The following is a 13,540-nucleotide window of genomic DNA, read 5'->3' on the forward strand; positions in this document are numbered from 1 at the left end:
CCCACCCAACCCAAATCCCCCGGCACTTCCACCAACCCTGCTGACTTCCGTCCTCACACGCCCTATCTGTGTGCGATGCGCTTTTCCGATGGCTTTCTTGATGAGATCCGACAGCGCCTGCCGATTTCGCAGGTGGTGGGAGAGCATGTCATTTGGGATAAGCGGAAGAGCCAGCCGCAGCGCGGGGATATGTGGGCGTGCTGCCCGTTCCATGGCGAGAAATCGCCGAGCTTTCATGCCGACGACAAGCGCGGCATCTACCATTGCTTCGGCTGCGGGGTCAGCGGCGACCATTTCCGGTTTCTGACGGAAAAGGCCGGGATGAGCTTTCCCGAGGCTGTGGAAAAGCTCGCCGGGATGGCCGGGCTGCCGATGCCGGCGCGGGACGAGCGGGATGCCGAGCGGCAGGAGGTGCGGCGCAACCTCTATGACGTGATGGAAATCGCCACCAAGTATTTCGAAGCCGCGCTGGTGCACAATATCGGGGCGCGGGCGCGCGGTTATCTGCATGAGCGCGGGGTGAGCGCCACGGCGCAGACGCGGTTCCGGATCGGGTTTGCGCCCGATAGCTCGAACGGGCTGAAGGAGCATCTCGCGGCCAATGGGGTGACGGCGCAGGAGATGATCGACACGGGGCTGGTGGTGGTGCGCGAGGAGCAGCCGCTGCCGTATGACCGGTTCCGCAACCGGGTAATGTTCCCGATCATGGATTTTCGCGGCCGGGTGATCGCCTTTGGCGGGCGGGCGATGTCGGCGGATGTGCCGGCGAAATATCTCAACTCGCCCGAGACCGAGCTCTTTCACAAGCGGATGACGCTCTATAACGGCCAGACGGCCAAGGAAGCGGCGCGGGCGGGCAAGCCGGTGATCGTGGTCGAGGGCTATCTCGACGTGATCGCGGCGGTGATGGCGGGGTTCGAGGGCACGGTGGCGCCGCTGGGGACGGCGCTGACCGAGGAGCACGTGCAGATGCTGTGGCGGATGAGCGACCAGCCGATCCTCTGCTTTGACGGCGATGGCGCGGGGCAGCGGGCGGCGGAGCGGGCGGCCGATATCGTGTTGCCGCATCTCCAGGCTGGGCGGACGGTGCGGATTGCGACGCTGCCAGAAGGGCAGGATCCGGATGACCTGATCAAGGCCGAGGGCAGGGGGGCGTTTGCCGAGGTGATCGACCGGGCGCGCTCGCTCTCTGACATGATCTGGTCGGTGGAGACAGGCGGGGTGGTGCCGGAGACGCCGGAGGCGCGGGCGGCGCTCGAGGCGCGGCTAAGGGCGCGAGCCAATTCGATCGGCGATCAATCGGTGAAGCGGCACTACATGCAGGCGTTCGACGAGAAGCTGCAGGCGTTTTTCGCGCCGGTGCGGCGGCAGCGCTATGACGAGCGGCGCGGCGGCGGGCGGCAGCAGCAGGTCAATGGGCGCGGCAATGGCGGGGCGTTCACCCGGCAGGCGCTGGGGACACCGCGGCTGGTGGTGTCGGATACGCTGAGGAACTCGCGGCTCTTGAAGCCGGGGCGCGGGATCGATGCGACGCCGCGCGAGGCAGCGATCATCATGACGCTGGTCAACCACCCGGCGCTGGTGGAAAGCCGGCTCGAAACGCTGGCGGCGGTGGAGCTGTCATCACCGGCGGCGCGGAACTTGCTGGGTGCGCTGCTCGACCTGGTGACGCGTGATCACGATATCACGGCCGAATCACTTTCTGCGGCGCTGGGGGCGCGCGGATTTGGCGAGGCGATGGAGAAAATGCAGCACGTTCTGGCGCGCCAGGGCGTGTGGCAGAGTGCCGCCGACGTGGCCGATCCGGACGCCGAGATCGGATTAGTGCATGCGCTGGCCTTGCATTACAAATCCGTTGAGCTAAATAAGGCTCTGAAAGCAGCCGAATTGGCGCTGGGCGACGACCCGAGCGAGGAAACATTCGAACGGCTGCGAGACATCCAGAACCAGATCACCACCGTCGATGGCACAGAGGCATTGATCGAAGGGTTTGGTTCGTTATCGGGGCGCGCGACACGGAGCTTTTGACGGGCTACGGGTACGCGCGGTTTCGTTTATGAGCGAATCACTTGTAAGCGGGACCCTTGTGTGAGCGAGACTCTGCACCGACAACGAGCCAGCGACGATTTCAGATTTGAGGAAACCGTCACGAAACCCGTTCCCTTTACCTTGTTTCAAGCCGCGACCACGTAACGACTATCGGCGCCCACCCCAGAGGGCCCCCGGAGCAGCAAGCTAGATGGCCACCAAGGCAGCGACCCAGACCAAAGCCAAAGATAACGAGAAGCCCGAAGCCGGTGCCGCAGCCGGCAGCGCGACCGAAGCGCCCGATGGCCCGCTGCTCGACTTATCCGATGCCGCCGTCAAAAAGCTGATCAAGACCGCCAAGAAGCGCGGCTACGTCACCTATGAAGAGGTGAACGCGGTCCTGCCGTCGGAAGAAGTGTCGCCGGACCAGATCGAAGACATCATGGCGATGTTCTCCGAAATGGGCATCAACGTCATCGACGAGGATGAGGTTGAAGAGCCGGAACCCGATACGGCCGAAGAGGAAAGCTCGGAAGTTGCCGAGCGGACCGGCACCGCCGTTGCGTCGAAATCCAATACCCGCGAGGGCAGTGACCGGACCGATGATCCGGTGCGCATGTATCTGCGCGAGATGGGCTCGGTCGAGCTGCTCAGCCGCGAGGGCGAAATCGCCATCGCCAAGCGCATCGAGGCCGGCCGCGAGACGATGATCGAGGGGCTCTGCGAAAGCCCGCTGACCTTCCAGGCCATCATCATCTGGCGCGACCAGCTGGCCAACGCCGAAATTCTGCTGCGCGACATTATCGATCTCGAAGCGACCTATGCCGGCCCCGACGCCAAGCAGGCGGCGCCCGTGGTGTCGCCCGACCTGATGGACCTCAAGGCCGCTCCGGCGCCCGAGACTCGTCAGGCTGCCCCCAAGGCGCGGCCGAAGTCAGGTGACGACGAGGACGATTACGTCCCCGAGGAGCCGACCGCGCCGCAGGACCCGGTCGAGGAAGAGGACGACGACTTCGAGAACGCCCTGTCGCTGAGCGCGATGGAAGCGGAGTTGAAGCCGCAGGTGGTCGAGACCTTCGATCGCATCGCCGAAGCCTATGGCAAGATGCGCAAGATGCAGGATCGGCATGCCGAAGACCGCATGACCAGCAATGCACAGGCGAGCGCTGGCGATCTCAAGAAGCTCGACGTGCTGCGGTCGGAAGTGATTGCCGACGTGAAGTCGCTGTCGCTCAACACCTCGCGTATCGAGAGCCTCGTTGAGCAGCTTTACGACATCAACAAGCGCCTCGTCCGGCTCGAAGGCCGGCTGCTGCGCCTTGCTGAGAGCTATGGCGTCAAGCGCGAGTCGTTCCTCGAGAACTATTATGGCAGCGAACTGGACCACAACTGGCTGGTGACCGTTTCGGCGCTGCCGGGCAAGGGCTGGGCCGAGTTCGTCAAGCGGGAGGCCGATACGGCGCTCGAAATCCGCAGCGACATCCAGACGCTGGCGACGGAAACCGGTCTCGATATCGTCGAGTACCGCCGGATCGTCCACAAAGTGCAAAAGGGCGAGCGCGAAGCCGCGATCGCCAAGAAGGAAATGGTGGAAGCCAACCTTCGCCTGGTGATCTCGATCGCGAAGAAATACACGAACCGCGGGTTGCAGTTCCTTGATCTTATTCAGGAAGGCAATATCGGCCTGATGAAGGCGGTGGACAAGTTCGAGTACCGCCGCGGCTACAAGTTCTCGACTTATGCCACCTGGTGGATCCGGCAGGCGATCACCCGTTCGATCGCCGATCAGGCGCGCACCATCCGTATTCCGGTGCACATGATCGAGACGATCAACAAGATCGTCCGCACTTCGCGCCAGATGCTGCACGAGATTGGCCGCGAACCGACGCCCGAAGAGCTCAGCGAAAAGCTGCAGATGCCCTTGGACAAGGTCCGCAAGGTGCTGAAGATCGCCAAGGAACCGATCAGCCTCGAAACGCCGATCGGCGACGAGGAAGATTCGAACCTCGGCGATTTCATCCCGGACGTGAACGCGATCCAGCCGATCGATGCGGCGATCCAGTCGAACCTGCGCGAAACGACGACGCGCGTCCTGGCGTCGCTGACGCCGCGCGAGGAGCGCGTGCTGCGCATGCGCTTCGGCATCGGCATGAACACCGACCACACGCTCGAAGAGGTAGGCCAGCAGTTCAGTGTCACGCGCGAGCGCATCCGGCAGATCGAGGCCAAGGCGCTCAGGAAGCTCAAGCACCCCAGCCGCTCGCGGAAGCTCAGGAGCTTCCTCGACAACTGAGGCGGGGCGGACCTGTCTTGAAGGTTCAAGTTTGGGCGGTGCTGCGGCGCCGCCCTTTTTCTTGTGTCGCGGCATTGATCGGCGGCAAGTTTTCGCGAGGTGAAGGGGCTAAGCTCTCTCCACCAGCCAGGGGAGGGTGCCGTGCCGCCGATAGTCGAAAAGATCGACCTTAGAAAGCAGATGAAGCCGTATTGGCAGCCGCCGGTGGACCGGTTCCAGATCGTTTCGGTGCCGCGCTTCAATTTCATCAAGATCGATGGTGCAGGCGACCCGAATAGCTCCGAAGCCTATCTGCAGGCGGTGGAGTGGCTGTTCAGCCTCAGTTACGCGCTGAAGTTCCGCTCGAAGGGCGACCTCGCCAAGGACTATGGGGTGGCGCCGCTCGAGGGGTTATGGTGGGCCGAGGATATGGAGGCGTTCACGCAGGGCGACAAATCGAACTGGCTATGGACGGCCATGATCATGCAGCCGGACTGGATCACGGAAGCGATGTTCGGCAAGGCCGTGACCGCGACCCGCGAAAAGCTTGGGACGCCGCCTCAAAGCCTTCGGTTCGAGCCGTTCGAGGAGGGGCTGTCGGTGCAGATCATGCATATCGGGCCATATGCCAACGAAGCGCCGACCATCGCGCGGCTCCATAGCGAGTTCCTGCCGGCGAACAAGCTGGTCGAGACCGGGCATCATCACGAAATCTACATCGGCGACCCAAGACGCTCGGCGCCCGGCAAGCTGAAGACCGTGATCAGGCAGCCGGTGCGGAAGCTTTGATGACCCATTGGTAGACATCCCCCGCCCGCCGCACTAAAGCTTTTCGCGAACTCGATTGGACCAGCGGGAGGCAGTATGTCGTTCTTGAAGAAGCTCTTTGGGGGTGGTGACGCGGCGCCCAAGTCGATTGAGCCGGCGGTGGTGGGTGAGGAGAGCTACAAGGGCTTCACCGTCAAGGCGCTGATCATGCAGGCGGGCAGCGAATATCAGCTGGCCGGGATGATCGAGAAGGATATCGGCGGGGAGTCCAAGAGCTACAAGTTCGTCCGCGCCGACCGGTTTTCGTCGAAGGAAGACGTCGTCTCGTTCGCGCTGGCCAAGGGCCGGCAGATCATCGACGAGCAGGGCGAAGGCATTTTCCGGCCCTGACACTACGCCGCCTGTCACGGCTGCGTCACTTCGATTGCCTAGCGTTCACCCCAATTTTCAGAGGTGAATCGCGATGATGACCAAGACGATTGCCGGGTTGGCGCTGCTGGCGGGACTGGGGTTTGTGGCGCCGGTGCTGGCGACCGAACTGAAGGTGCAGAGCTTCAACATCTGGGGCGGTGGGGCCAACGAAGGCAAGTCCGTCGATGAGACCGTTACCGTCCTGAAGGCCGTGGGCGCGGACATTATCGGCATCCAGGAAACCCGGCTTGAGGCTGACCCGTGCACGGCCGATGTGTGCCCAGCCGTAGGCACCAGCGTCGCCAAGGCGATCGCGGACGCGCTGGGCTATTACTACGTCGACCAGACCGCGACAAACGATGCCCTTTGGGCCAACGCGATCCTCAGCCGCTTCCCGATCGGTCCGATGACGCCAAATGGTTTGGGCGTTTCGGTGGAAGTCGAGGGGCGGAAGGTTGAGGTGTTCAACATCCATCTCGATGACTCGCCCTACCAACCCTATCAACTCACGCATATCCCATATGGCGACTCACCGTTCCTCAAGACCGAGGACGAGGCAGTGGCTGCTGCTACAGCGACGCGCGGCAAGGCGCTCGACCTGCTGGAGGCTGACATGAAGGCAACCGGCGACGCTGACCTGATGCTGGTATTCGGCGATTTCAACGAACCGAGTGATCTCGATTGGACCGATGCCACGGCGGCCAAGGGGACCCACCCGATCAAGGTGGCGTTCCCGACGACCAGGCGGATCGAGAGCTGGGGCTTTGTCGACATGTTCCGTGCCGTGTTCCCCGATCCGGTGGCCAAGCCCGGCTTTACCTGGACGCCGACCACGGCGGACACTGATCCGGAAGATCATCACGACCGGATCGACTTCACCTTTGGGCGCGCTGCCGCTCTGAAGGTTTTGGAGGCGGGTATCGTCGGTGAGAAGATGCCGGAGGCCGATATTGTGGTGACGCCGTGGCCGTCCGATCATCGCTCAAGCTACGCGCGGCTGGCGTTCTGACCGGCAGTGGCCTTGCTATGCGGGCCTGCGGGAACTAGAGGGTAGCAGCCTCAGTTGCATCTTCCGGATGCACCGCACCGGAGAAGAGCAATGGCCAAGAAACCCACAGCGCGTGTCGAGTACGTTTTCTTCGACGTGATCTATGAAGATGGCAGCCAGCGCTCGAACCGCAAGGTCGATGCAGCGCTCCTGGGCGGGCTCGAGGGCGATGATGCGGCGCGTGGCGTGATCATGGAACAGGACCGCGCTATCGCCGAGAAATCCGGCCTGCCGCCGCTGCCGATCAAGTCGCTGCGCCGTTCCGGCAAGTAGCAGTTCACGGGCCGGCAAAGGGGATGGCCCGCGCTGGTGTGAGTGCCTCTCGACCGAAATAGACGAGGTCGCGCGCTGTGTGCAGCAGCCGTGAAGCAAGAGGCGGCACGGCGGGCCTTGGCGCTTGCGGCGCCGTGGCGAGGCCCAGCGCCGGGACGGCCTGATAGACACCGCTGACATGCAAGAGCGGACCGGCCCGGCCGAACAGGAACGTCTCCAAATCGGCGTCGTGAAGCCGCCTGTGGCCGGCGATCTGGCGGGAAAACTCGGCGGAAATCACATAGCCACCAATTCCCGAGTGGGTGCTGAGAAGGCGCTGCGCCAGCACGGGGCCGATGGTGCGCTGGTTGTGGCGGCCCAGCTTCACCTGATCGCCCGTCGTATCGAGCCGGAGCACGGCGATACGATCGGGCAGATCGCCACCGAGCCGATCGAGAAACTGCGGCAGACGCGGAGAAATCGTCACCGTGTCGGCGAAGATGACAGCGCCGGTCAGGCGGCGCTCGGCCATGAGCTGCCAGAGCGCCAGGTGGCTCAGCCCGACGGCGATCTGCTCCGGGCTGCGCTGGGGCCACTTGCTGGATACGTAGTATTTGTCACGCAACGTATAATGAATGGCTGCAGTGTCGATGGCTTGGAAACGTTCGGCTACAATCTGCAGTGTATTGAATTGCTCCTCCATCAGGTTTCGTAAATCCTGACGTTCTGGAGAATTTATATAGAAAACCGGAAGCTGCCGCCGCAAATCCTAACCTCAAAGCCAATGCTGGCACTTATTAATAGACATGGACTCGCTCAATTGAGCGAGTCCATGTCTGCATATGGTGCGCGGATTGTCCAGATTGTGCGGTTGCGGATGCTCAGGGGCTGCCGAGAGCTTTGTTGATGGCGGGCTTGACCACTGTGCCAAACAACTCGATTGCCTTCATCACCTTGGCATGCGGTAAGGTGCCCACGCTCAGTTGAAGGCCGAACCTGTCGTGCTTGAACCACTCATGTTGCATCAGCACCTTGTCGATGACTTCCTGCGGGGAGCCCATGAAGTAGGCGCCCTGGGGCCCGGCGCCGGCTTCGAACTGGGCACGGGTGGTTGGCGGCCAGCCGCGTTCCTTGCCGATCCGGCTCATGGCTTCGCTGTGGGCCGGGAAGGCAAGATCGCGGGCTTCCTGCGACGTTTCGGCGATGAAACCATGCGAAGAAATGCCGATCGGGAGCTTGGTCACGTCATGGCCGACTTTTGCCGCGGTGCCGCGATAGAGCTCGGTGAAGGGCTGGAACTGCTTGGGGTTGCCGCCGATGATGGCCAGCATCAGCGGCAGGCCGAAATAGGCAGCGCGGGCGACGGAGTTTGGCGTGCCGCCGACGGCGATCCAGAGCGGGAGTGGATCCTGGATCGGCATGGGATAGATGGCGATGCCGGGGATGGGCTTGGTGTGTTCGCTCCCCTCCCAGGAGACCTTGCCGCCCTCGCGGATTTTCAGCAGCTGGGCGAGCTTTTCCTCGAACAGGGTGTCGTAGTCTTCGAGGTCGTAGCCGAAGAGCGGAAAGCTCTCGATGAAGGAGCCGCGGCCGGCCATGATCTCGGCGCGGCCGTTGGAGAGCAGGTCGAGGGTGGAGAACTGCTGCCAGACCCGGATCGGGTCTTCGGAACTGAGCACGGTGACGGCAGTGGAGAGCCGGATGCGCTTGGTGATGGCGGCTGCGGCGGCGAGAATGGTGACCGGGGCAGAGGCGACGAAATCGGGGCGGTGGTGTTCACCGAGGCCGTAGAAATCGAGCCCAACCTCGTCGGCGAGCTTGATCTCTTCGAGCAGGTCCTTCAGCCGTTCGGCAGGGGACTGGAGATGGCCGCCGTTGAGCGGGTCCGGGGTGTTTTCTGCGAACGAATAGAGGCCGATTTCCATGGCAGGTCGCTTTCCTGATTGAACGCCCTAGATGGCGGCTCACCCCGATCGACGCAAGAACGCACAGATGTGATACCGGCGCTGCCGCTAAACGTTGCTGGGAGAGATAAAACTCGACCCTGAGGCAGGAGAGGTGCCCGGGAGCGGTTGACCCGCGGCGCGATGGATCTCTGCCACGAGGCCTGCGTCGAGCTGCAACTTGTCGGCCAGCGCCTCCAGATATGCGTGCTCGGACGGGGTGTCCTTGACCATGGCGACAAGCGAGGCGGCGTAGATTTCGGCGGCGTGCTCGGGCGTCGTGGCGCGCGAGGCGACGGCGTTGATATCGAGCGGGCTCGCCAATTCGTCGAATACGAAGGCTTTCTCGGTGGGCGAGAGCGGCATGGTTTCGAGCTTTTTGAAGATCGCGTCTTTTTCGGCGGCGTCGATCTGCCCGTCCGCCTTGGCGGCGGCGATCATGGCGCGAACAAGCGACTTTCCGAGTTCTTCACGCTCGGCCTCGGCGGAGAGCGGCGGCACGAAGCGGTCTTCGGCGGGGGCAGGTGCCATGCCACCCTGCTGGTTCTGCTGGTGTTTCTGCCAGGCGGAGTAGGCGAGACCGCCAATGGCGGCGACGGCGCCGAGCTTGGCAGTGTTGCCCACCAGCTTGCCTAGACCGCCACCCGATAGCAGCATGCCAGCGGCGAGGCCGGCGGCGCCGGTGATGGCGGTGCGCTGAAGGTTGGTGTCGGTCTGCAAGGATTTGATGATGCTATCGATGTTGAACATGGCGCTCTCCCTCATCTGATAGGAGGCACTTGGGGACGGCTACCGGGTTTGGCAAGGTTCGCTGCGGGTGACGAAATGTCCCGGCCTGCGATTAGCGACGATCGCGCTTGTGCGCGGGTGATTAGCCCGACTGGACATAGCGAGGATGTCGAGTCATCTTCGCACCATCACGCCTCCGTTATCGGCAAGCCGCCCAAGGCGGCAACCATATTGCCTTTGCCGATGATCTTTCCGAATAGACATTCATTAATTTATCGAAGGTGCCCTATGGCTGCTGGCCTTGATGAAATCGATTACAAACTGCTCGGATTGCTGCAAAAGGACGACCGCGTTCCCGTGGCGGAACTGGGCAAGACGCTGGGCGTGGCGCCTTCGACGCTGAACGACAGGATTCGCAGGCTGGTGAAGCTCGGCGTTATTACGGGGTTTCACGCCAAGGTCGATCCGGAAAAGCTGGGGCTCGACCTGCTCGCTTACGTATTTGTGGGCTGGAGCGACCCGACGACGGAGAAGCGATTCCTTGAGCGTATCGGGGAGACCGCGGAAGTCCTTGAGGCGCACCACGTCACAGGAGCCTGGAATTACCTGTTGAAGGTGCGGCTCAAGACCAATCGCGACCTTGAGGCGTTCTTTACAGACGTTTTGAAGACCGTGCCGGGGATGCAGCGGACCGAAACGCTGATCGTGTTGTCGTCGCCCAAAGATACCAACGTGGTGGCACTGCGGGGCTAATCGGCCATGTTGATCGAGGGCGCGCGGCTGCTGAGGCGGGCCGCGCGGCCTTCAATTGCACCCCCGGGAGATGCGCCTCAGGCGTTCTCGCTCTTCGCCTGCGCAGGCTCCTTGCCCGATTTTCCCAAGGCTTTTGTCATCGCAGAGACGCGATCGACATAAGCAAGGAACAGCGCCGAGACGACGAAGGCGATGTGGATGATGGTGTACCACATCAGGTGTTCGGCGGTCTGGGTCGAGGCATTGAGGAAGATCTGCAGCAGGTGGATCGACGAGATGGCGACGATGGTCGAGGCCACTTTGATCTTGAGCGAGCCGGCATCGATTTCGCCCAGCCAGTGCACGGCGCCGTCGTCATCAAAGCGCGAGACGTAGTTCTCGTAGCCGGAGATGATGACCATCACCACGAGGCTCGCTACCAGCGCGGCATCGATCAGGCCAAGCATTTTCAGGATGGCGTCGGATTCCTTGATCTCGAAGGCGTGCGAGACGAAGTCCCACAGCTTCACCCCGAACGTCAGGGCGTAGATCGCGAGGGCAATGGCGAGGCCGATGTAGAACAGCACCAGGAGCCAGCGGGAGGCGAGAATGATCGTCTCGATGACCAGTTCGAGGCGTTTGGGCATGCGGTTCTCCAAGATAAGCTCATGCAGACTTAGGGAGAAATGCGGTCGAGGTAAGGGGCGCCGATTGCATGGACACCGTTCGAGAACGCAGGGCAGCAGGCAAAAGAAAACGGGCCGGAGACTTGCTCCGGCCCGTCTGGTTCGTGTCAGCCCAGATTAGTTCTGGTCGGCGACGGTGATCAGCGATGTGATGCGCTTGATGTCAACGCGGCGGTTGATCGGCTCATCGCCTTCAGTCTTTACCTTCAGGTAGCGCTCGCCATAGCCCTGGGTGACCAGGTTTTCCGGCGGCACACCGTAGAAGTCGGTGAGGATACGGGCGACCGTGCCGGCGCGCTGGTCGGACAGGACCAGATTGGCCTGCTCGCCGCCTACGGCATCGGTGTGACCTTCGATAAGGAAGGTCTCAGCCGGGTTGTCCTCAAGCAGCTTCAGCATGGCGTTGGCAACCTTGCTGAGGGCGCCGACCTGATTGCGCGAGATGGTCGCGGCACCCGAGTCGAACGTCAGGCCACCCACTTCGACGCGGCGGACCGTGTCACGGATACGGGCAGAGCGCTTGACCTCGTCGATGGTATAGATGCGGCGCACCTGCTCCACCGGCGGCTTGCGGAAGAACAACTCCACGTCTTCCTCGTCGGAATCATCGGCGTCGATGATGTAGTCGCGGATCGGGATCGTGAGGCGCAGCGGGGGCAGGTCGTCGCCCGGGTCACGCCAGTTGCTGAAGCTGTCTTCGTCGTCGTTGCTCTCGTCGTAATAGGCGAGGATGTACTCACGGCCATCCGGCGTGATGCGCGAACGCTTGAGCACTTCGCCGTAGCGGTTGCGGATGGTGACGATCTGCACGCCATTGGGGCGCTCGACGGTTTCCTTCACGCGGCCGTTGGACAGGCGCTCGTAGTACACGGTGTCTTCGTCATCGTTCGTGATGCGGTCAAAATCCTGGGCCGGGTTCGAGATGACCAGGTTGATGCCGATCTGGAAGATGAAACCAGAGTTCGTGTAGTTGTCGCCGGGCTTGCCAGGCTTTCCTGGCTTGGCCGGTGTGGTGCCGTTATTGTTCGTCGTGTTGTTGGTGGTGTTATTGGTGACGTTCGTGATGTTCGTCACGTTGTTGATGATGGTGACGTTCTGCGGCACCTCCATCGGAGGCAGGGCAGCGGCGTCGATCTTTTCGCCCTGTTCCTGAGCCACCGGCTGCACCTCGACCGGGGCAAAGGCCTGAGCGGACTTGTCGTCGGTCGGCGGGGGTGCTGCGGGCTCTTCCGCAACGGCGGGAGGCGGGGTCACGCCACCGGCTTCATCGGTTGCTGCATCCTTGGAGCTGTCGAGGATGGGCGCAGCGGCTTCCGGCGCGACGGATTCGGGCAGAACCTCAACCGCGTCCGGGGTGACGTCCTCGTTGGCGCCTGGCAGATCGGCGATCGGGGTGCCGGCCGGTTCTGTCGGAGCAACGGGGGCTGCGGGCAGCGGCGGCAGAGTGATGCCGAACTGGGCAAGACATGCAGCGACGTCGGTGAGACCGGCGGCCGCACAGATATCAGCGAACTGCTGGTTGGCGGCGTCGACGGTGGACTGGCCGGCCGGATCGCCAGCATCGAGCTGGCTGGCGCCAACACCATAGAGTTCGGCTGCCTTGTTCAGGTCAGCCTGGATCTGCGCGTTCGGGTCGTCAGCGGCCGGAGCAGGCTCGTCTGCCGGCGCATCAGCGGCGGGCTGGTCAGCCGGAGCGTCGGTTGCAGCAGGGGCATCAGCCGGAGCTTCGGCAGCCGGTGCTTCCGCGGCGGGCGCAGCCTGCTCAGCCGGTGCGGCTTCCGGAGCCGGAGGTACGGGCGGCAGGTCCTGCCCGATGCAGGCTGCGATGTCGCTGTAACCGTTGGTGGTGCACAGATCGAGCACACGGGCGGCAGCTTCGTCAGCCTTGGCCTTGGCGGCGTCGTAGTCGGTACCGGTCGCGGCTTCATCGATTGCGGCCTGATAGTCGGCCAGTGCGGCGTTCAGATCGGCAACGAACTTGGCCTGAATTTCTTCAGCGGTGGGGCCGGCGGGCTCAGCCGGAGCGGCCTCGGCAGGAGCAGCTTCCTCAGCAGGCGCAGCCTCAGCAGGAGCGGCTTCTTCTGCGGGTGCAGCTTCCTCAGCAGGAGCGGCCTCCTCAGCGGGAGCGGCTTCCTCGGCTGGGGCAGCCTCTTCGGCCGGAGCTTCGGCGGCGGGCTCCTCGGCAGGAGGAGCTTCTTCAGCGGGAGCAGCCTGTTCGGCCGGAGCGGCCTGCAACGAGGCAATGCACTCATCGACAGAGGCGAAGCCCTTGACGATGCAGAGTTCCTTGAAAGCGGCGGCGGCATCGCCCTCGCCGTTTGCGTCGACGTAGGCCTGGTAGGCCGCGGCCAGTTCGGCATCCTGTGCCTGCGCCGGGAGCGGCGCAAAGGCGAGGACGGCGAGACTGGTGCTCGTGAGGAGCCAGTTTCGTAGGCGCATGGATGTTTCCTTAGTTGTGGAGACTATCGAGTCAGTTGGATGAGAAATGGAAGAACGCGGCTGAACGGGGTCTGAATGGCCGGCAATTCTTTACCCTCAATGCCCTCGTTGATGGCGATCGCCACAGAAACGCAGCGGGTTGCGGAACGTTCCATGGATAGGCAGGAAAAACGCCAAAGGTGGCGTCAGTGGGGCTGGTTTGGCAACACAATGGGTGTGAGCCCCGGCCAAT

General features: G+C 62.8%; 12 protein-coding genes. 7 read left to right on the forward strand and 5 right to left on the reverse strand.

From position 1 onward, the window contains the following. Window positions 1-75 precede the first annotated feature (75 nt). From dnaG to ACO06J_RS03620, 6 genes are all read left to right on the forward strand, one after another. Entirely contained in the window at window positions 76-2,028 is a 1,953-nt protein-coding gene (dnaG, locus tag ACO06J_RS03595) for a DNA primase (protein ID WP_421759329.1), read from the forward strand. A 211-nt stretch (window positions 2,029-2,239) separates the two neighbouring features. After that, window positions 2,240-4,321, forward strand: coding sequence for an RNA polymerase sigma factor RpoD (gene rpoD, locus ACO06J_RS03600; protein WP_421759330.1), 2,082 nt, complete (start codon window positions 2,240-2,242; stop codon window positions 4,319-4,321). Window positions 4,322-4,462: 141 nt separating this feature from the next. Further along, complete coding sequence (locus tag ACO06J_RS03605) at window positions 4,463-5,089, forward strand: GyrI-like domain-containing protein (RefSeq protein ID WP_421759331.1); 627 nt, start codon at window positions 4,463-4,465, stop codon at window positions 5,087-5,089. Window positions 5,090-5,164: 75 nt separating this feature from the next. Further along, complete coding sequence (locus ACO06J_RS03610; protein WP_421759332.1) at window positions 5,165-5,458, forward strand: HlyU family transcriptional regulator; 294 nt, start codon at window positions 5,165-5,167, stop codon at window positions 5,456-5,458. Between the two features lie 73 nt (window positions 5,459-5,531). After that, window positions 5,532-6,488: an endonuclease/exonuclease/phosphatase family protein gene (locus tag ACO06J_RS03615; RefSeq protein ID WP_421759333.1), complete on the forward strand. Its 957-nt coding sequence runs from the start codon at window positions 5,532-5,534 to the stop codon at window positions 6,486-6,488. Between the two features lie 90 nt (window positions 6,489-6,578). Continuing rightward, complete coding sequence (locus tag ACO06J_RS03620) at window positions 6,579-6,800, forward strand: hypothetical protein (protein ID WP_421759334.1); 222 nt, start codon at window positions 6,579-6,581, stop codon at window positions 6,798-6,800. Between the two features lie 4 nt (window positions 6,801-6,804). Here the strand turns inward: ACO06J_RS03620 and ACO06J_RS03625 are convergent, their stop codons facing one another. From ACO06J_RS03625 to ACO06J_RS03635, 3 genes are all read right to left on the reverse strand, one after another. Beyond that, on the reverse strand, window positions 6,805-7,545 hold the full coding sequence (locus ACO06J_RS03625; RefSeq protein WP_421759335.1) for a glycosyltransferase family 25 protein: 741 nt from the start codon (window positions 7,543-7,545) through the stop codon (window positions 6,805-6,807). A gap of 115 nt (window positions 7,546-7,660) precedes the next feature. Continuing rightward, on the reverse strand, window positions 7,661-8,704 hold the full coding sequence (locus ACO06J_RS03630) for an LLM class flavin-dependent oxidoreductase (RefSeq protein ID WP_421759336.1): 1,044 nt from the start codon (window positions 8,702-8,704) through the stop codon (window positions 7,661-7,663). Between the two features lie 87 nt (window positions 8,705-8,791). Further along, window positions 8,792-9,472: a tellurite resistance TerB family protein gene (locus ACO06J_RS03635; protein WP_421759337.1), complete on the reverse strand. Its 681-nt coding sequence runs from the start codon at window positions 9,470-9,472 to the stop codon at window positions 8,792-8,794. A 267-nt stretch (window positions 9,473-9,739) separates the two neighbouring features. Between ACO06J_RS03635 and ACO06J_RS03640 the strand changes: the two genes are divergently transcribed. Continuing rightward, entirely contained in the window at window positions 9,740-10,204 is a 465-nt protein-coding gene (locus ACO06J_RS03640; RefSeq protein WP_421759338.1) for an Lrp/AsnC family transcriptional regulator, read from the forward strand. A gap of 77 nt (window positions 10,205-10,281) precedes the next feature. On the opposite strand, the gene ACO06J_RS03645 is transcribed toward ACO06J_RS03640, so the two are convergent. Next, a complete protein-coding gene (locus ACO06J_RS03645; protein WP_421759339.1) occupies window positions 10,282-10,830 on the reverse strand; it encodes a TIGR00645 family protein in 549 nt (182 codons plus the stop codon). A gap of 156 nt (window positions 10,831-10,986) precedes the next feature. Then, entirely contained in the window at window positions 10,987-13,308 is a 2,322-nt protein-coding gene (locus ACO06J_RS03650) for an OmpA family protein (RefSeq protein ID WP_421759340.1), read from the reverse strand. Between the last annotated feature and the right edge of the window lie 232 nt (window positions 13,309-13,540).

The organism is Devosia sp. (assembly GCF_965229025.1).
GTDB lineage: Bacteria > Pseudomonadota > Alphaproteobacteria > Rhizobiales > Devosiaceae > Devosia_A.

What these genes read in the sequence shown, in the direction of transcription:
- dnaG (WP_421759329.1), top strand. Translation starts at nt 76, where the DNA reads ATGCGCTTTTCCGATGGCTTTCTTGATGAGATCCGACAGCGCCTGCCG.
- rpoD (WP_421759330.1), top strand. Translation starts at nt 2,240, where the DNA reads ATGGCCACCAAGGCAGCGACCCAGACCAAAGCCAAAGATAACGAGAAG.
- ACO06J_RS03610 (WP_421759332.1), top strand. Translation starts at nt 5,165, where the DNA reads ATGTCGTTCTTGAAGAAGCTCTTTGGGGGTGGTGACGCGGCGCCCAAG.
- ACO06J_RS03615 (WP_421759333.1), top strand. Translation starts at nt 5,532, where the DNA reads ATGATGACCAAGACGATTGCCGGGTTGGCGCTGCTGGCGGGACTGGGG.
- ACO06J_RS03620 (WP_421759334.1), top strand. Translation starts at nt 6,579, where the DNA reads ATGGCCAAGAAACCCACAGCGCGTGTCGAGTACGTTTTCTTCGACGTG.
- ACO06J_RS03630 (WP_421759336.1), bottom strand. Translation starts at nt 8,704, where the DNA reads ATGGAAATCGGCCTCTATTCGTTCGCAGAAAACACCCCGGACCCGCTC.
- ACO06J_RS03635 (WP_421759337.1), bottom strand. Translation starts at nt 9,472, where the DNA reads ATGTTCAACATCGATAGCATCATCAAATCCTTGCAGACCGACACCAAC.
- ACO06J_RS03640 (WP_421759338.1), top strand. Translation starts at nt 9,740, where the DNA reads ATGGCTGCTGGCCTTGATGAAATCGATTACAAACTGCTCGGATTGCTG.
- ACO06J_RS03645 (WP_421759339.1), bottom strand. Translation starts at nt 10,830, where the DNA reads ATGCCCAAACGCCTCGAACTGGTCATCGAGACGATCATTCTCGCCTCC.
- ACO06J_RS03650 (WP_421759340.1), bottom strand. Translation starts at nt 13,308, where the DNA reads ATGCGCCTACGAAACTGGCTCCTCACGAGCACCAGTCTCGCCGTCCTC.